Annotated in this window: 23 protein-coding genes; 13 read left to right on the forward strand and 10 right to left on the reverse strand. The window is 52.4% G+C overall.

All coding sequences use genetic code 11. The annotated features are described in order from the left end of the window. Positions 1 to 73: 73 nt before the first annotated feature. Complete coding sequence (locus tag GY169_RS00580) at positions 74 to 331, reverse strand: hypothetical protein (protein ID WP_167574726.1); 258 nt, start codon at positions 329 to 331, stop codon at positions 74 to 76. Between the two features lie 167 nt (positions 332 to 498). Between GY169_RS00580 and GY169_RS00585 the strand changes: the two genes are divergently transcribed. Next, a complete protein-coding gene (locus tag GY169_RS00585; protein ID WP_167574727.1) occupies positions 499 to 1,488 on the forward strand; it encodes a lysozyme inhibitor LprI family protein in 990 nt (329 codons plus the stop codon). Positions 1,489 to 1,543: 55 nt separating this feature from the next. Here the strand turns inward: GY169_RS00585 and GY169_RS00590 are convergent, their stop codons facing one another. Genes GY169_RS00590 through GY169_RS00620 form a run of 7 tightly spaced genes read right to left on the reverse strand, consistent with a single transcriptional unit; the run spans position 1,544 to position 7,842 of the window. Beyond that, entirely contained in the window at positions 1,544 to 3,640 is a 2,097-nt protein-coding gene (locus GY169_RS00590; protein ID WP_167574728.1) for a flagellar biosynthesis protein FlhA, read from the reverse strand. Next, complete coding sequence (flhB, locus tag GY169_RS00595; RefSeq protein WP_167574729.1) at positions 3,627 to 4,760, reverse strand: flagellar biosynthesis protein FlhB; 1,134 nt, start codon at positions 4,758 to 4,760, stop codon at positions 3,627 to 3,629. The genes GY169_RS00590 and flhB overlap by 14 nt, the downstream gene beginning before the upstream one ends. Next, the gene (gene fliR / locus GY169_RS00600) at positions 4,760 to 5,533 is read right to left on the reverse strand and encodes a flagellar biosynthetic protein FliR (RefSeq protein ID WP_167574730.1); all 774 of its coding nucleotides are present in this window, start codon (positions 5,531 to 5,533) and stop codon (positions 4,760 to 4,762) included. Before fliR ends, flhB begins: the two co-directional genes overlap by 1 nt. 6 nt (positions 5,534 to 5,539) lie before the next feature. Further along, positions 5,540 to 5,812, reverse strand: a complete 273-nt coding sequence (gene fliQ, locus GY169_RS00605) for a flagellar biosynthesis protein FliQ (protein WP_167574731.1) — start codon at positions 5,810 to 5,812, stop codon at positions 5,540 to 5,542. Between the two features lie 2 nt (positions 5,813 to 5,814). Then, on the reverse strand, positions 5,815 to 6,570 hold the full coding sequence (fliP, locus tag GY169_RS00610; RefSeq protein ID WP_167574732.1) for a flagellar type III secretion system pore protein FliP: 756 nt from the start codon (positions 6,568 to 6,570) through the stop codon (positions 5,815 to 5,817). Then, entirely contained in the window at positions 6,567 to 6,965 is a 399-nt protein-coding gene (gene fliN / locus GY169_RS00615; RefSeq protein ID WP_167574733.1) for a flagellar motor switch protein FliN, read from the reverse strand. The genes fliP and fliN overlap by 4 nt, the downstream gene beginning before the upstream one ends. Beyond that, entirely contained in the window at positions 6,958 to 7,842 is an 885-nt protein-coding gene (locus tag GY169_RS00620; protein WP_167574734.1) for a FliM/FliN family flagellar motor switch protein, read from the reverse strand. The genes fliN and GY169_RS00620 overlap by 8 nt, the downstream gene beginning before the upstream one ends. Before the next feature lie 517 nt (positions 7,843 to 8,359). On the opposite strand from GY169_RS00620, the gene GY169_RS00625 reads away from it, so the two are divergent. The 12 genes from GY169_RS00625 (at position 8,360) to GY169_RS00680 (ending at position 21,478) form a co-directional block, all read left to right on the forward strand. Then, complete coding sequence (locus GY169_RS00625; RefSeq protein WP_167574735.1) at positions 8,360 to 9,391, forward strand: sigma-54 interaction domain-containing protein; 1,032 nt, start codon at positions 8,360 to 8,362, stop codon at positions 9,389 to 9,391. A 19-nt stretch (positions 9,392 to 9,410) separates the two neighbouring features. Continuing rightward, a complete protein-coding gene (gene fliE, locus GY169_RS00630; RefSeq protein WP_167574736.1) occupies positions 9,411 to 9,779 on the forward strand; it encodes a flagellar hook-basal body complex protein FliE in 369 nt (122 codons plus the stop codon). Between the two features lie 10 nt (positions 9,780 to 9,789). Continuing rightward, the gene (gene fliF / locus GY169_RS00635; RefSeq protein ID WP_167574737.1) at positions 9,790 to 11,475 is read left to right on the forward strand and encodes a flagellar basal-body MS-ring/collar protein FliF; all 1,686 of its coding nucleotides are present in this window, start codon (positions 9,790 to 9,792) and stop codon (positions 11,473 to 11,475) included. Further along, complete coding sequence (locus tag GY169_RS00640; protein WP_167574738.1) at positions 11,447 to 12,472, forward strand: flagellar motor switch protein FliG; 1,026 nt, start codon at positions 11,447 to 11,449, stop codon at positions 12,470 to 12,472. Before fliF ends, GY169_RS00640 begins: the two co-directional genes overlap by 29 nt. Before the next feature lie 3 nt (positions 12,473 to 12,475). Next, the gene (gene fliH, locus GY169_RS00645; protein ID WP_167574739.1) at positions 12,476 to 13,225 is read left to right on the forward strand and encodes a flagellar assembly protein FliH; all 750 of its coding nucleotides are present in this window, start codon (positions 12,476 to 12,478) and stop codon (positions 13,223 to 13,225) included. Continuing rightward, on the forward strand, positions 13,212 to 14,531 hold the full coding sequence (fliI, locus tag GY169_RS00650) for a flagellar protein export ATPase FliI (protein ID WP_167574740.1): 1,320 nt from the start codon (positions 13,212 to 13,214) through the stop codon (positions 14,529 to 14,531). The genes fliH and fliI overlap by 14 nt, the downstream gene beginning before the upstream one ends. A 6-nt stretch (positions 14,532 to 14,537) precedes the next feature. Further along, positions 14,538 to 14,984: a flagellar export protein FliJ gene (gene fliJ, locus GY169_RS00655; protein ID WP_167574741.1), complete on the forward strand. Its 447-nt coding sequence runs from the start codon at positions 14,538 to 14,540 to the stop codon at positions 14,982 to 14,984. Between the two features lie 5 nt (positions 14,985 to 14,989). Further along, complete coding sequence (locus GY169_RS00660; protein WP_167574742.1) at positions 14,990 to 16,429, forward strand: glycosyltransferase family 2 protein; 1,440 nt, start codon at positions 14,990 to 14,992, stop codon at positions 16,427 to 16,429. Further along, the gene (locus tag GY169_RS00665; protein ID WP_167574743.1) at positions 16,416 to 17,357 is read left to right on the forward strand and encodes a hypothetical protein; all 942 of its coding nucleotides are present in this window, start codon (positions 16,416 to 16,418) and stop codon (positions 17,355 to 17,357) included. The genes GY169_RS00660 and GY169_RS00665 overlap by 14 nt, the downstream gene beginning before the upstream one ends. An 88-nt stretch (positions 17,358 to 17,445) precedes the next feature. Beyond that, complete coding sequence (locus GY169_RS00670; RefSeq protein ID WP_167574744.1) at positions 17,446 to 19,275, forward strand: glycosyltransferase family 25 protein; 1,830 nt, start codon at positions 17,446 to 17,448, stop codon at positions 19,273 to 19,275. Positions 19,276 to 19,320: 45 nt separating this feature from the next. Further along, the gene (locus GY169_RS00675; RefSeq protein ID WP_167574745.1) at positions 19,321 to 20,700 is read left to right on the forward strand and encodes a bifunctional cytidylyltransferase/SDR family oxidoreductase; all 1,380 of its coding nucleotides are present in this window, start codon (positions 19,321 to 19,323) and stop codon (positions 20,698 to 20,700) included. Positions 20,701 to 20,704: 4 nt separating this feature from the next. Further along, positions 20,705 to 21,478, forward strand: coding sequence for a hypothetical protein (locus GY169_RS00680; protein WP_167574746.1), 774 nt, complete (start codon positions 20,705 to 20,707; stop codon positions 21,476 to 21,478). A gap of 55 nt (positions 21,479 to 21,533) precedes the next feature. Here the strand turns inward: GY169_RS00680 and GY169_RS00685 are convergent, their stop codons facing one another. Beyond that, on the reverse strand, positions 21,534 to 21,971 hold the full coding sequence (locus GY169_RS00685; protein ID WP_167574747.1) for a flagellar protein FlgN: 438 nt from the start codon (positions 21,969 to 21,971) through the stop codon (positions 21,534 to 21,536). Between the two features lie 3 nt (positions 21,972 to 21,974). Continuing rightward, positions 21,975 to 22,343 carry a flagellar biosynthesis anti-sigma factor FlgM gene (gene flgM / locus GY169_RS00690; protein ID WP_317983360.1) on the reverse strand — a complete coding sequence of 123 codons (369 nt, stop codon included), beginning with the start codon at positions 22,341 to 22,343 and terminating at the stop codon, positions 21,975 to 21,977. Positions 22,344 to 22,366 lie beyond the last annotated feature (23 nt).

The raw sequence follows: 22,366 nt of genomic DNA on the forward strand, positions 1-22,366 counted from the left end.
TTTCACCGCGTAAAGAATATTGAGTTACAGAAATAAAGCTAAAATATTTAATAAGTGAAACGTTAGTTAAATATTAGTTCTCCGTCAGTTCCGTTACATCATATTCAATTAATGCCCATGCTACCGATTTACCCTGGTAATAGGGCATAACGTCGCCTCTACGTAGGCTGACGACGGCGGAAAGCGTAGGGTCGGAAAGTTTCCAGTTGCCTGCTTGTGGGCTGTACTGCCCGCTGTGACGCAGGATACCCAGCGGTTTGCGTTCGGTGTTTTCCGTTGAAGAGTAAGAAGAAAGTACCGAGAGCGTGTAATTACTACTGTCTATCTTCATAACGTGATAATCCAAAAAAGAACACACGTAATAAACAAGCGACAGCTTATTGCTACAACTTAAGCATGGATTAATTATTTGAACGGTGAATAATTCGTGCTGTTTTATTGCAATAAAAGTTTGTTTTCGCCAGAATAAGCGCTCTCTCTGGTTAAAAAGTATCCTAAATGATTAAGCGCCTGATTAATTTACTCATTCTTATTACGGCATGTTCCGCCTCCAGCGCTTTTGCGGTGAACTGCCAGCGCGCTTCAACGCCGCTGGAAAATACCATCTGTAATAACGATAACCTGAGCTGGCTGGATAACACGATGTCGAGCGTTTACCGCGCGATGCTGGTGTATCGTGATGCGCGTCAGGTGCATCAGGAGTATGAGGCCTGGGAGAAATCTCTGGAAAGCTGTGCATCGGACAGCTGTATTGAGCGCGCTTACTATTCCGGGATCAGCAAAATTGCCGAAGCGCAGCCGGGCTTTGCGTGGGAAGGCCGTTGGTGGAACACCAGCGCGGCGAATATGAGCGGCGGGGTGATCCAATTCAGCCATAGCGCGGACTGGTCAATTACCGCCGATATTCGTATCTGGGCCGGACAGAATAAGGATGAATTTACCGCTGAAGCCCGCAAGATTAACGGCATGGTGCTGATCGACGATATGGTCGATAGCAAAAAGTGCAAAGTGTTGTTTATCCCGCGTAAAAGCGGGGCGATTCAGGCCTACAGCAATGCCGACTGGGGCTGCCGCCTGTCAATGCCTAACGGCGCGTTTATCGATGGGCGCTACCTGAAGTCAGAGCAGGATCCGCGGCCAAAGGCGACGCTGCTTTCGCTGGAGATTTTCACCGATCCTAAAATGGATGAACGCTTCCGCACGTTGGTTGGCGACGACTATCAAAAGTTCGTCGATACAGCGAATATCTATATCTATCATGAAGATATAGATAATATCGGCGCTACAGCAGTGTCGATGTGGGTGCGCGGTGCGGCCAATACCCGTACGGCTATTATCATGTACACGGCCAGCAATATTTGGGCGGCGCGGGTTGAGCCGGATGATAAAGGGAAGCTGGCGTTCTCGTACTTCAGCACCCAGGGTAACAATCTGGCCAAAATGCCGCGCACGATAGCGGAATGGAAGCTGCGCTACCTCGATCAGTAAGTTTCGGTCCGTTCCCTCTCCCGTAAAAAGGGAGAGGGGCATCTCAGGCGGCAGGTTACGCCAGCGTTCCCACCACGTTCAGGTCGGCGTCGTCCGGCACTTCATTGTACGACAGCACGTGCAGCCCGCTGGCAAACAGGCGGCCATAACGTGAAATTACCGGGCGCAGCTGCGGCGTGACCAGAAGCAGCGGCGGCAAACTCTTCGCTTTCATCTGCTCGTAAATCATCGGCATCGTATTTTGCAGCTGGGTCAGAATGTTCGGGTCAACCGGGAAGCTGTCCAGCGCCACCTTGCCAGCCTGCTGTGCCTGATTCAGCGCGCCGAGCAGCATATTCTCCAGCTGATTATCCATGGTGTAGGCAGCCAGCTGCGGGCGATCGCCGTTAATGTTATGCACGATGGCACGTCGCAGGGCGTAGCGTACATCCGCGGTGAGCAGCACCGGATCTTTGGTTACCGCCGCGCTTTCGAGCAACGTTGAAGCGATGGTGACGATATCTTTCAGCGACACCTGTTCCAGCAACAGCTGGCGATAAATGCGCAGCAGCTGGCTGTAGTTGAGCGCGGCGTTTAAATCCTCCGCCAGTTTCGGCGCCTGCTGCGCCAGACGGGCGTGCAGATGGGTGATATCGTCGTAGTTAAACAGCTCCGGCAGATGCTCGCGGGCGACTTTGTTGACATGCGTCGCCACCACGCTGGCGCAGTCGACGACCTGATAGCCGAGGTTCAGCGCTTTGGCTTTCTGTTCCGGGTCAATCCACACTATCGCCATGCCGTAGGCCGGGTCGGTATCCAGCACGCCGTCGATTTCGCCGTACAGTTCGGTGCCGGGTATGGCCATCAGCTTCTCGGCGTTCACTTCGCCCAGCGCGGTGCGGATACCGTTGATGTGAATGGCGTACTGCGCGGGCTTGAGGCGGAAGTTCTCACGAATGCGAATCTCCGGCAGCAGCACGCCGCACAGTTCAGAGATCACCTGCCGCACCCCACGCACGCGGAGCGACAGCGGGCTGCCCTTCGACTCATCCACCATCGTCACCAGCTTGTAGCCAAGGTTCAGGCCAATCGGCTCGACCAGCGGAATGCTGTCCCAGGTAATCGCCGGGTTGGTATCGGGGGCCAACGCTTCACTGATGGCCTCCATGTCCGTCTCTTGTGGCGCGGGCTGCACCACCTTGCTCTGCCGCCAGGCGGCGAACACCAGCAGGGCGGTAAAGCTCAGGAAGGCGATGTGCGGCATACCCGGCACAACGGCCAGAATGAACATCACGAATGCCGCGGTGTACAGCACCTTTGGCTTGGAGAGCAGCTGGGTTTTGATTTCGTCGCTGACGTCGTTACCTTCGCTGACGCGGGTCACGATGATCGCCGCGGCGGTCGCCAGCAGCAGGGACGGAATCTGGGCGACCAGACCGTCACCGATGGTCAGCAGAACGTACTGACGGAACGCGTGGCTGGCATCAAGATCGTATTTGAAGATACCGATACAGATACCGCCGATCACGTTGATGATCAGTACCATAATCCCGGCAACGGCATCGCCGCGCACAAACTTGGACGCCCCGTCCATCGCGCCATAGAAGTCGGCTTCTTTCGCCACTTCCTGACGGCGGCTTCGCGCCTGCTGCTGGTTGATAAGCCCGGCATTCAGGTCGGCGTCGATCGCCATCTGTTTACCCGGCAGCGCATCCAGCGTAAAGCGTGCGGAAACCTCGGAGATACGCTCGGCACCCTTGGTGACGACCACAAAGTTGATGATCATCAGGATGATAAACACCACGAAGCCGACGACGAAGTCGCCGCCAATCACCACCTGGCCAAAGGCTTCAATCACCTTACCGGCAGCGCCTTCCCCCTGATGGCCATTCAGCAACACCACGCGGGTCGACGCCACGTTCAGCGTCAGACGCATCAACGTGGTGATTAACAGCAGCGTCGGGAAGATAGCAAAGTCCAGCGGACGCTGCATATTCACCGCGACCAGCAGTACGATGACCGCCAGCACAATGTTGAATGTAAACAGGATATCCAGCATCAGCGGTGACAGCGGTAGGATGACCATCGCCAGTACGCAGAGAAGCAGGATAGGCACGGCAATCTGCGCCTTGCGGAGCATGCCGAACATGTTTTGCATCTTACTGTTCGCCATTGGCTTTTAATACCTCTTGAGGAATGTCTATGTGCCTGTTCAGGCGGGGTTTTTGCTCAGCACGACCTTCGCGCCATGACTTCAGCTGCATCACATAGGTCAGCACGTGAGCGATGGCGCGGAACAGCTGCGCCGGAATCTGTTGGTTAACGCGAGTGGTGTAGTACACCGCGCGCGCCAGCGGTGGAAACTCCACCACTTCTACCTTATGAGTGGCGCCCACTTCACGTATCCACAGCGCCACGTCGTCAATGCCTTTGGCAACGATGTACGGCGCTTCCGCTTTCTGCGGGTCGTATTTCAGCGCCACGGCGTAGTGGGTTGGGTTAGTGATAATCACGTCCGCTTCGGGCACGGTGCGCGAGATTTGCCCCATCGCCATCTGGCGCTGCAGTTGGCGGATGCGACCCTTGATCTGCGGGTTACCGTCGTTGTTTTTGTACTCTTCCTTCACTTCCTGCTTGGTCATGCGCATCTTTTTGGTGAACATGAATTTGCTCAACGGCACATCAAGTAAGGCAAAAATAACGATAACGGCAATGAAATAGCTGACAACGTGATGAAAAATGCCAAAACCCTGGCCGATAGCCTGATACAGATACAGCCGTTGGAGATGCAGCAGGCTATCCATCTGGTCATGCACCATGGTGTAGACAACGGCGAGGATCGTCGCGCATTTCAACATCATTTTGCCCACTTCCGTGTAGTGGCTGGCGGAAAACATACGTTTAACGCCGCTGATAGGGCTGAGCTTTTTAAAATCGGGTTTGAGCTTCGACGGGGTAAAAATCCAGCCGCCCGGCACCAGGCTGGCGATGATGCAGGCCAGCGGGATGGGGATCAGCGTGGCGATAAAACGCAGCAGCACCCACAGATTCAGCAGCAGAAACTGGTTGAGGACGTTCGGGTTATCGAGGTCCTTCGCCATGGTGCCGACGGCGGCAAACGACTCGCCGATCAACAACCGATAGTACGGCAGGAAGGTCGCCAGGGTGAAGAACGAGGCCAGCAGGCCTACCGCCATGGTTAAATCTTTTGAACGGGGAATATCCCCTTTTTGCCGCGCCTTGCGCAGCTTCCCGGCTGTGGGTTTTTCGCTTTTATCTCCGCTGGAGGCCATTACTGCACCCTTATGGCGTCGAGTTTCGCCAGAATTTCGTTAGTCAGGTTGAGATAGTGGTCAGGAATGTTGGTGACCAGCATCGAAATACACAGCAGGCCAAACAGCATGCTGATGGGGAAGCCAAGCGAAAACAGGTTTAGCGTCGGCGAAACGCGGTTGAGCAGGCCGAAGCCGCCCTGCACAATCAGCATGACGAAGGTCGTCGGAAGCGCAATCAGCGTCGCCGAGGCCATAATCCAGCCTAACCCCTGAGCGATAAGCGTCAGCGTCGGCTGGTTGATGGCCTGACCGATGGGCCAGTAGCTGAAGCCTTTAAACAGGATGGTCACCAGCAGCAGATGGCCGTCCATAATGAAAAACAGCAGGGCGCAGAAAACGTAGATAATCTGTGAAATCACCGTGGTAGAGCTGCCGTTAACCGGGTCGTTCATCATCGCCATCCCCAGCCCCATATTCATCGACAGAATATGCCCCGCCGTTTGTAGCGCGACAAACACCAGCTGCAGCGCCATGCCGAAGAAGAATCCCCACAGCAGCTGTTCGCCAATAAGCAGGATGGCGCGCAGTGAAACCAGTTCGTGAAGCACCACGTTGTTGGGCAGCATCGGGGTGATGATGATGGTCAACGCCAGCGCGGTGCCGATTTTGATGCGCCGTGAGAAGACGCGGTTATCGATCACCGGAGCGAACTGTAAAAAGGCGAGGATGCGAAAGAAGGGCAGCACCAGGGCCATGATTGGCGTCCACAGCGCCTGAATATCGATTCCCATAATGGTTTAACCCACCAGCGCCGCCGCCTGATGGAAAATCTGGACGGTAAAATCGACCAGCTGCGTCAGCATCCACTTCCCGGCGAAAATCAGTACCCCGAGCGTGACGACCAGACGCGGCAGGAAGCTGAGGGTCTGTTCGTTAATCTGGGTGGTAGCCTGGAAAATACTCACGCACAGGCCGACCAGCAGGCTGGGGACAATCGCCACGGCGGAAATCAGCAGGACGAGGTGAATGCCGGAGGCCATGATGTCACCGGCGGTGTCCATGTTCATCATCGCTACAGTCCTTGCACGCTGGCGGTTAGGGTGCCGACAATCAGCGTCCAGCCGTCGCACAGCACGAACAGCATCAGCTTAAACGGCAGCGAGACGATCAGCGGCGACAGCATCATCATCCCCATTGCCATCAAAATGCTGGCGACAATCAGGTCGATGACCAGGAACGGGATGTAAATCATAAAGCCTATCTGGAAGGCGGTTTTCAGCTCGCTCAGCAGATACGCCGGGGTGACGATGGTCAGATCCTGCTCGCGGGCGTCGCCTTCAATGCCGGCGATGGTCATGATTTGCGCCATCGCTTTATTGTTGGTCTGCGCCAGCATGTATTTTTTCAGCGGCGCTTCAGCATTCACCAGCGCCTGCTTGAGGGTGATCTGGTCGTTCTGGAAGGGCTCAATCGCGTCGTTATACACGGTGGTCCATACCGGTCGCATCACCAGCAGAGTGAGCGCCAGCGCGATGCCGGTGAGGATTTTGTTTGGCGGACTCTGCTGTAACCCAAGCGCCTGGCGCAGAATCGCCAGCACGATGATAAAGCGGGTAAAGCAGGTCATCATCAGCACCATGATCGGCAGCAGGCCGAGCAGGGTCATCAGGATCAGGATTTCAATTTTGACGTTGTAATCCTGGCCCGCGCCGTTAGCGGTCGTGCTAAAGAGCGTGATGTCGCCGTTCGCCGCCAGAACGGGCTGGGCGAACAGCAAACCAATGAGTAGCAGCAGCGGGACGCAGCCACGGTATAACGCGCGGTTCATCGGGTCAGCTCACCCAGTTCTTTGGCATTAAATTCGATGATGCGCAGGCCATATTTATCATTAAGCACCACGACTTCGGCCTTGCCGAACGCGATACCATTGACCTTAATATCCAGCGGTTCACCCGCCATTTTGTCCAGCTCAATCACCGAGTCGCAGTTCACTGCCATCAGTTCAGCCAGCGAGATGTTCACCGAGGACACTTCCAGCGTCAGGGTCACCGGAATACGGCTGAACAGCGCCATGCGGCGCACGTCGGTCAGTGGCGCATTACGCGTCTCCGGCTGTAAATCGAGGCGGATATTCCCCTCAATGGTTTCATCATGGGTCATGTCGCTGAGGTTCAGGTCGTCCAGATCCAGAGACTGGCTCAGCTCTTGTTGTAAATCACTCATAAGGCTTCTCGGTTGTCTTGTCGTGGATATCGCATAAGAAAAGCTTGCTGCGATCTTCGGCAATAGTGGCTTCAAAAATCTGTTCTTTACCGATAAACACCGGTAAAGGGTCATTGATCGCGATCGGGATGATGTCGCCTGGTTTGATGTCAGCGATTTGAGCGACGGTCAGGTTCAGGCTGGCCAGACGGCCATCCAGCTTCAGCGGCAGACTATCGAACAGGCGTTCGATCTGCGCGGGGCTCAGGCTGACGCTCTTTTCCACGCCGCTGGTGCTGTGATCCGGAGAGCGTAGCGCCGCCAGCATCTGGTCAATGTGTGGATTGTCCAGCAGGATGGTAAAGCTACCGTGGCTGTAACCTTCCAGGGTGAAAGTGATGCACCATGCCCATTGGTTAATGACCGTGGAATAATCGACTTTAATTTCCAGGTCTTCGCCAAATGTCTCTTTGCAAATAACCAGCGAGGTCAGTTCCTGACCCAGTTTGCTTTTGAGGCGTTCTTCCGTTTTGGTGATCGGGAGTGACTCATCCGGTTCAATATGGCTGCTGTCTTTACTCAGCCCGTAATAATCATGGAGGATGTTTAGTAATAATATACGATCGATCACAAACGCAATATTCCCATAACGTGTTGAGAATATTTGCGCATTTTTATAATTCTGGTCGATCGCGAAAGTCATCGATTCTAACGCGGCATTAACCCGAAGCTTCTTCAGAAAATAAATACTCAGGCGCGCGTCAAGAATGTCAAAGCTATCGTTCATTACCTTAGGTAGCTTATGCCATGGGCGACCGAGTTTGCTGACATCCAGTTTTACCAGTTCAGGAAGATTATCCTGCTGATGGATTCTGATTCGCTGTGAAGCAGGGTACATGATTATTCCGGTTTGATAACGTGTCCTGGTGAGACAATAAGGCGCCGTTAACGATTATCGATAACGGTCGCGAAAATTTTTCCTGGAAGCATTTGAGTTTTTAAGATGTTGTGACGCTTTAGGTCAACATCGAAGGTTCGTCGTCAGACGATGACTCAACTGCCTTTTATTCAGGGTGCAAATTAGACCTTTCTGAATCATTTATTGCAAGTGGATAGCGGTTATTAATCCATTATTTTTCCGCATGTTGCTTGATTAATAACTTCTGTAAGTGCATGAAAAAAATAGATTAATGTTTTAATATTCATTAAAAATAAGACAATTCCTACACCATGCGTATACTAGGCAGCATATTTTCACGGAAGGATTCTTTCCCCATGAAAATACCGCAGTCTTTAATCTTTATTAACATTATAAAAACGCTTTTAATCTTCTATGTAGCAAGGTGATTGCAGCGCACGTTTAATAAAGGTTTAGCGCATTATCCTTATTTGTTCTTTTTTACTGGTAATCCAAAATGAGCATTATCATTGAACGTGAAGACCGTCACGGAGAAGGTTTTGTTGCCGTTTCTCCTGCCAGCGTGGGCGTAATCTCATTAGCTCGCCGCGTTGCTAAATATAATGTATCAGTCCTGGTGACTGGTGAGACAGGAACGGGCAAGGAGTGTGTCGCTAAATATATCCACGAGCATGCCTGCGGCAGTGAAGCCCCGTACGTCGGGGTTAACTGCGCCGCTATTCCAGAAAGTATGCTGGAAGCGATTTTATTTGGTTATGAGAAAGGTGCATTTACCGGCGCGGTGGCGAGTGTAGCCGGTAAATTTGAGCAGGCAAACGGCGGTACGCTGCTGCTGGATGAAATTGGCGATATGCCGCTGTCATTACAGGCGAAATTATTACGGGTATTACAGGAGCAGGAAGTTGAACGCCTGGGTAGCCATAAACGTATTCCGCTGGATATTCGACTGATTGCCTCTACCAATAAAGACTTACAACAGGAAATTGCCGAAGGCCGTTTCCGTCAGGATCTGTTTTACCGTATTTCCGTGGTGCCTATTCACATCACACCGCTGCGCGAGCGCAAGCAGGACATCCTGCCGCTGGTGCAGCGCTTTATTGCCAAATACCGCGCCTTCCACAAAGGCGACGTGCGCCTGAGCGACGATGCGCGCAACGCGCTGCTCGGCTATGACTGGCCGGGCAATGTGCGTGAGCTGGAGAACGTTATCCAGCGCGGCATGATTCTGGGCAACGGCGATGAAATTAAAGCCGCCGACTTTGGTCTGGTGGCGCGCGTGCCGCTGCCGGAAACCCCGTCGGTGGGCGTCATGCCTGCTTACCGCGAGCAGGATACCGGCAGTTCTGCCATCCGCGACGTGAAGCTGCACGGACGTCTGGCGGAGTACCAGTACATTATCGATCTGCTCAAACGCCATAAAGGCAATAAATCCAAGACCGCGGAGTTTTTAGGCATTACCCCACGCGCTCTGCGTTACCGCCTTGCGTCAATGCGCGACGAAGGCATTGATATTGAATGTTATTCCTGAGGCCAGGAAGGAAGAAATAATGGACAAGATTGCCGCCGCAGGTATTAACACCGCGCACCAGGCGCTGCTGGACCGTATGCAGCAAACGGCCATGCTGGCTTCCGCCGGCTCGGTCAACACCGCACAGACGATTGCCCCGGCGAACAGCGCGTTTGCCAGCACCGACTCGGTCTCTTTTTCCCGCGTGTTAAATAACGCCATCGACAACGTGGACGCGCTACAGCACAGCGCCAGCGCCAAACAGACCGCAATTGATATGGGTCAGAGCGACGACTTAGCCGGCGCGATGATTGAGAGCCAGAAAGCCAGCGTGGCCTTCTCGGCGATGATGCAGGTGCGCAACAAGCTCAACAGCGCGCTCGACGAAGTGATGAATATTTCGCTGTAAGGTCTGTACCGTGTTAAACAAAATCAAAGATCGTCTCCCTGCCGTCTCCCTCCCCGCTGGCATCAACAATCCGAAACTGCTGGTGATTGCCGGTGGCGTGGTGCTGGCGATCGCCATCATTGCGTCGCTGTGGAATCACAATCAGGGCTACGTCGCGCTGTACGGCGCGCAGGAGCAGGTGCCGGTCGCGCAGGTCGTGGACGTACTGGGCGCGGAAAACATTGCCTACCGCATTAATCCGGATAACGGCCAGGTGCTGGTGACCGAAAACAAACTGTCCCAGGCGCGTATGGCGCTGGCGGCCAAAGGCATCAGCGCGGCAACGCCGGACGGCTATGAGCTGATGGATAAAGAAGAGATGCTCGGTAGCAGTCAGTTTATCCAGAACGTGCGCTACAAGCGCAGCCTGGAAGGCGAGCTGGCGAAAAGCATCATGGCGCTGGACCCGGTAGAAACCGCGCGCGTTCATCTTGGGCTGAGCGAGTCCAGCTCGTTTGTGCTGACCAATAAGCCGAACAGCAGCGCCTCGGTTGTAGTGCAACTGCGCTATGGCCGACAGCTGGATGAACAGCAGGTGGCCTCGATTGTGCAACTGGTGTCCGGTTCCGTACCGGGTATGTCCGCCGAGAGCGTACGCGTGGTCGATCAGGCGGGCAATCTGCTGTCTGATGGCGTGGCCGGGCCGGACGGCAGCATCGCCGGTAAACGCCTGGGCGACGATGTCATGCAGCGTATCCGCGAAGATACCAGCAAGAATATCGCCAGCCTGCTGACCTCCCTGGTGGGCGCGGGCAACTACCGCATCAGCGTTGCGCCGACCGTGGACTTAAGCCGTGTGGAAGAGACTCAGGAACGTCTGGGCAAAGATCCGCGCGTCAGCGATGAGCAGCTAAGCCAGGAGAACACCACCAACGAAATGGCGTTCGGGATTCCCGGCTCGCTAAGCAACCGCCCGGTGAACCAGAACCCGCAGGCTGCTGCCGCACAGGCGGCGGGCGATGCGGCTCCGGCGGCTAACACCGCTGCTAACAACACCAGCGACCCGCGTTCCCTCTCCAGCCGTAGCCAGGAGCAGCGTAAATACGCGTTCGATCGCGACATCCGCCATATCCGCCATCCCGGCTACAAGCTGGAGAAATTGAGCGTCGCCGTGGCGTTGAACCAGTCCGCGCCTGCGCTGGCCAATATTACCCCCACGCAGCTGACGTCGATCACCCGTCTGGTGGAGAGCGCCGCCGGTATTGATAAAGAACGTGGCGACGCGCTGACGTTGGACGTGCTTGCCTTCACCGCGCCGGCAACCGACAGCATGCTGAACCAGAAATGGTGGAAAGACCCGGATATGCAGTACTGGGGGCAAAATGGCGGGATTGGCCTGCTGGCCTTGCTCACGCTGCTGTTTGGCGTCCGTCCGCTGGCCCAGCGTCTGGGACGTCGCGAGCGTCTGGTGAACGAGGTTGAACAGAACGAACGCGGCCTGTTGACCGATGAGTCCGAAGCTCAGGATGACAATCTCACCGCGCTGCCGAGCACCGCTTTTAACAACAACGACGATCTGCTGCCGCCGCAAAGTTCCGGCCTGGAAACCAAGGTGGAGTATCTCCAGGTTCTGGCCCAGAGCGAGACGGAGCGCGTAGCGGAAGTACTGAAACAGTGGATTAACAGCAATGACCGAAGCAACAGCAAATCGGAATAGTAATTCAGGTAGCCGCAGCCGTCTGGAACAGGCGGCCATCCTGCTGATGAGCGTGGGAGAAGAAGCCGCGGCGCAGGTGATGCAGAAGTTGAACCGTGAAGAGGTTGTGCTGCTGAGCGAAACCATGGCGCGTCTGCATGATGTGAAGGTTAACCACGCGCGTCAGGCGATGAACAACTTCTTCTCCGACTACCGTGAGCAGAGTGGTATCAACGGCGCATCGCGTTATTACCTGCGGAGCATTCTGGAAAAAGCGCTGGGCGGCGAAATTGCCCGCAGCGTGATTAACGGCATCTACGGTGATGAGATTCGCTATCGCATGGCGCGCCTGCAATGGGTGGATATTCCGCAGCTGGCGGCGCTGATTGAGCAAGAGCACCTGCAATTGCAGGCGGTGTTCCTCGCCTTCCTGCCGCCGGATATTGCAGCCAGCGTACTGAGCGTGCTGCCGAGTGAACGTCAGGACGAAATCATCTACCGCATTGCGCGTCTGGATGACGTTAACCGCGACGTGATCGACGAGTTGGATCGTCTGATTGACCGTGGCATCGCGGTGCTCTCCGAGCACGGCTCGAAGGTCGCCGGTATCAAGCACGCCGCGAATATCGTCAACCGTATCCCCAGCAACCAGCAGGAGCTGCTGGAGCAGCTGCGCGAACGTGACGAGAGCGTGGTCGACGATCTGCAGGATGAGATGTATGAGTTCTACATCCTCAGCCGCCAGACCCCGATGACCCTGCAACGCCTGATGGATGAAGTGCCGATCGATGAATGGGCCGTGGCGCTGAAGGGCACCGAACCGGTGCTGCGCCAGGCGATCTTCAACGTCATGCCGAAGCGCCAGGTGACCCTGCTGCAAAGCACCACCACACGCCTGGGGCCGGTGCCGGTCAGCCGTATCGAGCAGGTGCGTAAAGAGATTATGCAGACCCTGCGCCAGCTGGTGGAAGAGGGTGAGATTCAGGTACAGCTGTTCGCAGAACAGACGGTGGAATAAACCATGTTCAAAAAACGCAGCTTATCGCTGAGCGCCAACCGCCATGCCACCGCGAAACCGCAGCTGCATAAATTCCCGCCGTTGCGTAAACGCTGGGCGACGCCTGACGCGCCGATGGACGACCAGTCGGTTGCCGCGCCGGATCCGGCTGCGTATCAGCAGCAGCTGGAGGAAGGTTTCCGCGAGGGCGTGAATCAGGGCTTCGCGCAGGGGATGGCAGAAGGCAAAGAGGAAGGCTATCAGGAAGGCATGCGTCTGGGCTTTGATGACGGGATGCGTAAAGGGCTCGCCGAAGGTAAACAGCAGGCTCGCCAGCAGTTCCTGGACGCGGCGGCGCCGTTTGAGCGCATCACCGCCGACGTCCAGCGTTTCCTTGACGGTTATGAACAGCGTCGTCGCGAAGAGCTGCTACAGCTGGTGGAGAAAGTCACCCGTCAGGTGATTCGCTGCGAGCTGGCATTGCACCCGACGCAGCTGCTGGCGCTGGTGGAAGAGGCGGTGACCAGCCTGCCGCAGCCGCCGGAGCAAATTCGCGTGATGCTCAATGCTGAAGAATTCCGCCGCATCAGCGAAGCGGAGCCGGAAAAGACCCGCGAGTGGGGGCTGGTTGCCGATCCGGCGCTGGAGCTGGGCGAATGCCGTGTGATTACCGATACCACCGAGATGGACGTTGGCTGTCAGCACCGCCTCGACCAGTGCGTGTCGGTGCTGAAGGACAACCTGTTGCCGGAAGCCGCGCATGAGCAGTCTTGATTTCGAACAGGCGCTGCGCTCCATTGAACAGATCGATCTGGCGCGTGTCGCCGGACGTCTGGTCCGCGTCAACGGTATTTTGCTGGAGTGCGTTGGCTGTCGTCTGGCGATTGGCCAGCTGTGCCACGTCGAAAGCATCGAGCACGAGATGATGGAAGCGCAGGTGGTGGGCTTTGACCGCGAAGTCACCTACCTGATGCCGTTCAAGCAGCCTTCCGGCCTGATTGCCGGCGCGCGCGTGTTTCCCGCCGGAAAAAGCGAAGGCGTGATGATTGGCGACCAGTGGCTGGGGCGGGTGGTTAACGGCCTTGGCGAACCGCTGGATGACAAAGGCAAACTCGGCGGCGACACGCTGCTGCCGCAGCAGCTACCGCAAGTTCACCCGCTGAAACGCCAGCCGGTGGAGGCGCCGCTGGACGTTGGCGTCCGCGCCATTAACGGCCTGCTGACCATCGGCAAAGGCCAGCGCGTGGGGCTGATGGCGGGCAGCGGCGTGGGCAAAAGCGTGCTGCTCGGCATGATTACCCGCTACACCCAGGCCGAAGTGGTGGTGGTGGGGCTGATCGGCGAACGTGGCCGTGAGGTGAAAGAGTTTATCGAGAACTCGCTACAGGCCGAAGGGCTGGCGAAGTCGGTGATTGTCGCCGCCCCGGCGGACGAATCGCCGCTGATGCGTATCAAGGCCACCGAGCTGTGTCACACCATCGCCAGCTATTACCGCGATAAAGGCAAAGACGTGCTACTGCTGGTCGACTCGCTGACCCGCTACGCCATGGCGCAGCGTGAGATTGCGCTATCACTCGGCGAACCTCCCGCCACCAAAGGCTATCCGCCGTCGGCGTTCAGTATGATCCCCCGTCTGGTGGAGAGCGCCGGCAACAGCGAAAGCTGCGGATCGATGACCGCGATCTACACCGTGCTGGCGGAGGGCGACGATCAGCAGGATCCGATCGTCGACTGCGCGCGTGCGGTGCTTGACGGCCATATCGTGCTGTCGCGCCATCTGGCGGAAGCAGGACACTATCCGGCCATCGATATCGGTCAGTCGATCAGCCGTTGCATGAGCCAGGTTACCGCCCGCGAACATCAGCTCGCCGCGCGCACGCTTAAGCAGCTGTATGCCGAATACCAGAGCATTAAGCCGTTAATTCCGCTGGGGGGGTACGTTGCTGGCGCAGACCCACTGGCTGATAGAGCCGTCCGTCTCTCCCCGGCCATCACGCAGTTCTTACAACAGGAAGTTCAGGACGCGGCGTTAATGGATTCGACCGTTAACGATCTGCGTACGCTGGCGCAAGCAGGGTAATGCACGATGAATAAACTGATTTCTACGCTGGAACAGCTTCATCTGATGCGCACGCGCGCGGTTGATGATCTCAGTTCGAAGCTGGCCTCGCAAAAGCAGGTCTGCCAGCGCTTTGAGAAGAATATTGATGCGCTGACCTCGCTGGCCTCCGGGCTGGCGGAGCAGAGCGTCAATAGCGCCGTGATGATGATTAACCAGTCGAAATATAAGCACAATATTCAACGTGTTATCGACTGGCAGAAGCAAGAGCAGGCGCTGGCTAACCTCGAAGCGCAAAAAATTCAGGGCAATCTACTGGCTGAGGCGAAGCGCGAAAAGAGCCTCGAGCTGGTACTGGACGCCAAACGCAGCGACCAACGCATGGAAATGAGCCGTCGGGAGCAAAAAATGACTGATTCTGTTTCTACCCAGTGCTGGCTGCGTCAGCAGCTGGCCGCCGCGCGCCAACGATAATTGTGATGAAGACCGCCAATAAACCAAACCTGATGTCCGCGCTGCTCGCTCGCCAGCAGCGCCCGCAGCCGCAAACAACGCCATTTGTCAGTGTCGTCTGCCCGACCTATAACCGCCGCGAGTTTCTGCCCTATCTGCTCTATATCTGGCAGTACCAGGACTACCCGGCGGACAAGCGCGAGCTGATTATTCTCGACGATTCTCCGACCAGTAACGCCGATCTTATCGAGATGATGAGCGACCCGGCGACGCCGAACGTACGCTATATCCATAGCCCGGAGCGATTGGTGCTGGGCCATAAACGCAACCGGCTTAACGCGCTGGCGAAGGGCGAGTACATCCTCTGTTTTGATGATGACGACTATTATCCGCCGAATAAAATTTCCCATCAGGTGACGCAGATGCAGAGTCATCACGCGCTGTTCTCCGGTTGCGACCAGATCTACATCTGGTACAGCCACCTGGACAAAATCTACCTGACGCACCCTTTCGGCGCGCACCATGCGCTGAACGGTACTTTTGGCTATCACCGTAATCTGCTGAAGAAAAACCGTTATGACGATGATGCTACCCGGGCAGAAGAGTATGCCTTCCTGAACCGTTTTACGACGCCGGTGCAGCAGATTGACCCGAAGCAGAGCATTCTTTGCATTTCGCACAGCAGTAATACCTTCGATAAAGACTACATCATGGACAGCTCCACAGCGGTGGATCTGACGCTTGAAGATTTCGTCCACGACCCCAACCTGCTGGCGCATTACCGTCGCCTGAGCACCGCGCCGCTCAACACGCTGGTGAACTGGTCGGTGTTTGAGAAGGTTGCCGTGATTTACGAAACGCAGCAGGAGGAGATGCTTCCCGAACGCTGTGAGGCGCTGCTGGCGCTTGGCGTCCAGGCCGATCAAATCTGGCCGGTGGCGAAAGTGCAGGCCGAGTCGAGCGATGTCGCCGCGCGGCAGACCCACTACCAGATTGTGGCGCACGCTAAACAGCAGGGCTGGAAGAACGTGGTGCTGCTGGATGCCGAACTGCGGTTTGTGAAAAAAGAAAACGCGGTGAACAACATCAACAAACTGCTCAACGGCCTGGAACTGCTGGATTGGCAGGTGCTGCTGCTGGGCGGGCGCTATGAACGCTTCGTGCCCACGCGGACCATGCAGGGCGTGGCGCGAATTTACAAAGCGGGCTGCGCGTGCGCCTATGCCGTGAATGCCAACTATTACGACACGCTGCTGGAGACCTACCAGCAAGCGCTCAGTCTGGATCACTGTTGGCAAAATCTGCAGCAGCAGACGCCGCTGTGGCTGGGCTTTAGCCCGAGCTTTGCTTTCTTGCAGCATCATCCAGACCCGAAAACGGGTGAGCTGATCGACTGTACGCACTGGTTTTTCCGTAAACATCGTGAAGCCGAGACGACCAAAGAGAACACACATGGAACTGATTGAACATTACCAACCTGAATTCGTTGCACGCTTCGATGCGCGGGAGACGTCGTGTGCCTGTCCGGCGTGCCAGAATGCCGAACAGGCGTGGCCGCACATCAGCGTAAAGCTGAAAAACCAGCAGCGTGAAACGCTGGATATTGGCTGTGAAACGGCGGCAAAAGAGATGCTGTTCAACCCGGAGGCCTTCGTGCTGCATACCTCAAAGGCCGCGCCGCAGAGTGAAGAGTTACTTTCGGCGTGGAGCGAAGCGCTTAACCAGCAGTGTATCAACCTGGCGGTGCATCCGGCGCTGACGCTGGAAGAGAGCCTGTATGCCATCGGCATACTGCTTAGCAAAGCACAGCAGCATCTGGATAACGGCGAAAGCGATCCGGCGCTACTGGTCGACATGGGGGCGCAGTTGGCCACGCTGGCGGAACAGGGTGTACTGGCGCAGCAGTTTGCTATGTTGCCGCCCATCATTGAGAACCGTGCGGCGGAACTTAAAGAGATGGGGGCGATGCGCCTGAACCTGAATCTGCCGATGGTGGAGAAAATGGGAATGTCGCTGAAGCTGAGCGAACTGGCGATTATGCAGCCCGCACGTCTGGCAGAGCGTCAGCAGGCGCTGGATTCGGCATGGCCCACGATCGCGCTGTTTGACGAACAGCCGCATACGCTGCGCAATATCCTCATTTATCAGCTGTATAGCGATATTTTCCCCGGCGTAGGCTGCACCAATTACGGCGAAGCGCTGCTCGGCCTCGCGCGGCAGTTTTTCCACATCAAAATGCTGTGCGTCATTCGCGCCGAGCAGAAGGAACTGACCCAGGACGATGTCGCGCTGCTGGTAAGTGCGCTGCGCGGCTGGCAGCAGAAAAATCCGTTTGTCGCCGAAGCGGGGAATACGGCGGATTATAGTTTGCTGTGCGGGCTGTCGCTGCTGTAATTGTGAATGCAGCTGACCTGAAGATACCGCTTATATCAGCGGTATTTTTTCATCCTGTTTTTTTGATTATTATTTTTCATAAAATACTATGACCACTATTGATTGGAATATCATTGATAAAGTTATTTTTATCAATCTAGACAGGCGGAAAGATCGTCGGGTACGAATTGTAAAACATCTCAAAAAAATAGGTGTGCCTAAGGATAAGGTTTTCCGATTAGATGCGGTTGAGCATAGCCCTGGATATATTGGTTGCTCACTTTCGCACATTGCCGCTTTAGAAATGGCACAGCAAAACAAATGGCAAAGAGTGCTAATTCTTGAAGATGACTTCTCCTTCTCTGAGACGGAGGAAAATTTCGAAAATGTGAATCGTTATTTTAAAACACTTAATAATATTAGTTGGCATGTGGCTTTTTTAGCTGCTAATTATCAACAGGTGACACCATTAAAGAGTGTAGATTATCTTGTTAGAGTGGATAAAGCCTGGTGTGCATGTGCTTATATTGTCAACGCTTCTTATTATGACAAGTTGATTCATAATTATCGTTCAGGCGTTTTCGCATTACTACAGGGTGGAAGTAAGCAAGAATACGCTCTTGATGTGAACTGGCATTCCTGCATGCAAGAAGATTTATGGTTAGGTATATTTCCTAATAGTGGTTACCAGTTACCTGATAAAAGTGATATTGAAGAGGTTGAGGTTGATTATCAATCGCTGTTTAATAAACCGCTCCATCAGATAACAACTCCAGAACAATTCAATAACCCGACGACCGGGCCTATAAAAGTTGATTTTTATTTCCAGTGGCCATCGGGTTGGACTAATTTTGAGTCAGTCATTCAGGCTATGCTTAATAATCCAGCATTTGATTGTCAGGTAATTGTTGTTCCTTATCTTAATTGGCATGCGACAGATATCAATGGTGATATTCAACGAAAGATACTCAAAGATAGGTGTATAAAGTATGTTGGTTTTGAAGATTACTTATTAGAAAACCGCAGACCTGATGTCGTTTTTCTTCAGAATCCATACGATGAAGCCCGTCCTGAAGCCTTCCGAAGTGATTATCTTTATCGGCGTGGGGTGAAAATTGCTTATATTCCCTATGCACTAGATACTGGTATTGGCGAAGAAAGTATGATCTATCAGTACAATCTCTTATGCCAAAATATTGCAACTTGGGTATTTGCTCGCTCTCAGCGCCATAAAGATGAGTTCGCCGTTCAATGTCAGGCTGGTAATAAACACGTTTATGTTACAGGCCACCCTAAATTTGACTATTACGAGAGTCGTTATCAGTCAGTTGCGCGCATGGGAGAAAAAAATCAGGTGAAAACTTTTCTGTGGACAACTCATTTTGTCCTGCCTGGTGATGTTAAAATGTATACTACATTTAATATCTATTGTAATGTTTTTATTGAGTTGATGATGCGGGATGATATTCATCTCATTATTCGACCACATCCTTTATTCAAACAGTGGATTCATGAAGCCAGTCAGATTGCTCGCGACAATTACGAGCGATTGGTCAGAATTTCTGCGACCAGAAATAATGTAACTTGGGACTTTAGCCCAACTTATCAGGAATCGTTTGCTAAATCGGATGCACTTATTGCAGATGCGGGTTCCTTTTTACTTGAATATCTCCCGTCGAAAAAACCGATACTTTATTTAACTCACGAAAATTGTCACGGTTTGAATAAAACGGCTGATTTTATATATAAAAACTATGATGTTGCATGGCAGGAAGAAGATATCCATCGTTTTGTAAATAATGTGGTCAATAACCTGGATCCGATGAAATCAGCACGTGAGGTTATTTTACGTGAAGAGCTTTGTATTGATGATACAACAGCGGGAGAAAAAATTGCCAATATTATTCATAATTCATTACGTGGTGAAGGAAGTGTATGAATATTGTGGTTTCAGGATGATTATAATAATGGAAGGTCTCATTTAATGAAAAATATTGCCATAATTCTTTCTGGTGGTGTCGGTACCCGTTTCGGTCAAATTCAACCGAAACAGTTTTCTAAGTTGGCTGGAAAAGCGATTATCGAATATACGATTGATTGCTTTGAAAAATCGTCACATATTCATGAAATTATCGTTGTTTCACAAAGTGACTATAGCGAACTGATCTGGAATTACGTCCGGAAAAACAATTGGCAGAAAGTTAGCAAAGTTGTGCATGGGGGAAATGAAAGATTTTATTCTTCATACTCTGCTTTGCAATCAATTATAGATTATGATGAGGAATGTAAGGTATTATTTCATGATGCAGTTAGACCGTTGGTTGATGAGTCTATTATTCAGAAATGCATACAGGCATTAAATAATTTTAAGGCTGTTGATGTGGTTATTAATTCTGCCGACACTCTTGTCGAAGTACAGGATGACGGTTGCATTTCTAACATTCCTAATCGTTCCGTAATGCGTCGAGGGCAAACACCACAGGCATTTCATCTGGCAACGATACGTCAGGCTTATGAGAAAGCCATGATATCAGGTAAAGTTAATTTTACCTGCGATTGTAGCGTGCTTCGTGCAATGCTTCCTGCGATACGTGTAATGACTGTTGATGGGCATGAAGACAATATAAAAATCACACACCCTATTGATTTGTTTCTAGCAGAAAAATTATTACAGGAAAGAAGTCAGTCCTCTGCCAGTTCTCCGACAGATCTCAGTTTTTTACGGCATAAGAATATTGTGATCTTCGGTGGTTCGAGTGGCATTGGTCAAGAAATGATGAACATCGCAACTTTATATGGAGCTAAAGTTTATATTGCAAGTCGCTCTCATAATAATGTTGATGTGACTAATTTAAGTTGTGTAAAAAGTTATTTGAAAGATATCGTAGATGAGCATGGTGATATTGATTATGTTATCAATACTTCCGGTGTGCTCATTAAAAAACCGCTTGATAAATTAACAATGGAAGAAGTTTCCCTATTAGTTAATGTTAATTACCTCGGTGTTGTTAATGTCGCAATAGCGGCAAAAGACACGCTTGCTCGTAAAAATGGTATGTTACTTAATTTTGCTTCTAGTTCATATACGCGTGGAAGAGCTTTTTACGCTTTATATTCCTCAGCAAAAGCAGCTGTCGTGAATTTAACGCAAGCATTATCGGAAGAATGGATTCAGGAGAGTGTACGTGTCAATTGTATAAATCCAGAGCGCACCGCAACTCCAATGCGGAAATCAAATTTTGGCCTGGAGCCAATTGATACACTATTGACACCAAGAGATGTCGCCTCAAAAAGTCTTGCTGTTTTAGCAATGCAAAGCACAGGTGTGGTTATTGATATCAAAAAAGATGGCTTGAAAGGTTAATTTCATGATTCATGATCGCATTTTTCTACCAAACGATAATTTTCCGGTGCATTATCGCTTTAAAACGGCAGAACGGGATTGTAAGCATTTATTAATCGTTATGTCGGGATTCAATGTACCGGATCCGACAGTCTATGACTTTGAAAATGTATTATTACATTGCGATTCTCATATTTTATGGATTAAAGATGATTTTGATAAGTTACCTGCTTACTATCTTTGTAATAATATGTCCTTTGATATTGAGGAGAACGTTAGTAGTCTGATTTTAGGGGTGATAGATTTTCTTAAATGCACAAGCTCGTCGATTATTGGTGCTTCAAAAGGCGGTAGTATGGCGATGTATTACGGCATTAAGCATAATATTAATAATATTATTTCTATAGTGCCCCAATTTAACATTGGGAGCTATGTTTGTGAGGGGGGTTATTGGGAGGATATTGGTAAAGTCATGATGGGGGAATTCCGTAGTGAACACATTGATATTCTTAACAATAAATTGTCTGGAATAATTCGCAGTGCCAAAAAAAAGGATGGGAATATATACTTATTTTCATCCCCTGACGACCATCAGTATCCGGTTGAAATACTCCAAAATTTAGATGGGTTTAAAGATTATAAGAACTTTAATTTCATTTTAAGTAAATCAAAAATGATTACTCAGCATAATGAAGTTGCCAATTATAACATAAAGTTAATATTGTCATTAATATACCAATTTGAACATGGCATTGCACCGCTATGGGGTATTATACATAATGGTGAAGCTTGGAGTTAATCATGAAAATATTATACCTGGCAAGTTATTTGCCAGGATGAAATGTTTGTTAACCCTACCCCTGCTGATACAACCAATTCTCCGGCTCACTGGTATTCAGCAAATTACCCAGAATATCTTGCTGCATACTCATCAACGCCCCGTTGTAGTCGTTGGCGATCCGGCAATCAGCAGCCTGCTGCTGAAGGCTTTGCCAGAGGGCGGAAACAGAAGGCTGATGGGCGGCGGGCAGGCGGGCGATCAGCGTTTTCAGGCCTTCGGTGCTCGGGTCAATCCCTAACTGGCCGAGAATCTGGTAGCGCTGCTGGCTGCTTTGCGACAGCTGCTGGTACAGCGCCATAATCTGCTCGTTGATGACGTCGAGCGACGCGGCGTCGCGGGCAACAATGTGGTGGCGCTGCTTTTCAAGTAGTGCGGTCAGGGCATGATAGCGTTTACGGTCTTCGGTCATGTCCTGAATCAGTGCTTTAACGCGTTGGGCTGCGTTAGTCATAAATTACCTCTGAAAATACTTCTGCATCGCATCGGTCAGCGAATCAATATTGACGCTGATTTTGCCGCTGCTGATGGCTTCTTTCATTTCGGCGACGCGCGCCATGTCGACTTCTGGCAGCGTGCTCAGCTGCGTTTGCGCATCGCCCAGAACCGGATCAATCGCGGCGCTGCGCGTCACGCTGGTGCCTTCCTGAGCCACGGTGCGGGTCTGCTCCGCGCTGCTGGCTTTATTGATTGCGGTGGTCAGGTTGTACTGTGGTGCGGTTACTTTCATCGCTGCGCCCTCGTTCTCATTGTTTATGGTGGTGGCGTATGAACCTTGCCCTGCGGAAGTCGGACTTCCTGTGCCGTTGTCAGTAAAGAGCGGCAGTTAAGGAAGATAACTTAAACGTT

Source organism: Kluyvera genomosp. 3, assembly GCF_011765685.1.
Taxonomy (GTDB): Bacteria; Pseudomonadota; Gammaproteobacteria; order Enterobacterales; family Enterobacteriaceae; genus Kluyvera; species Kluyvera georgiana_A.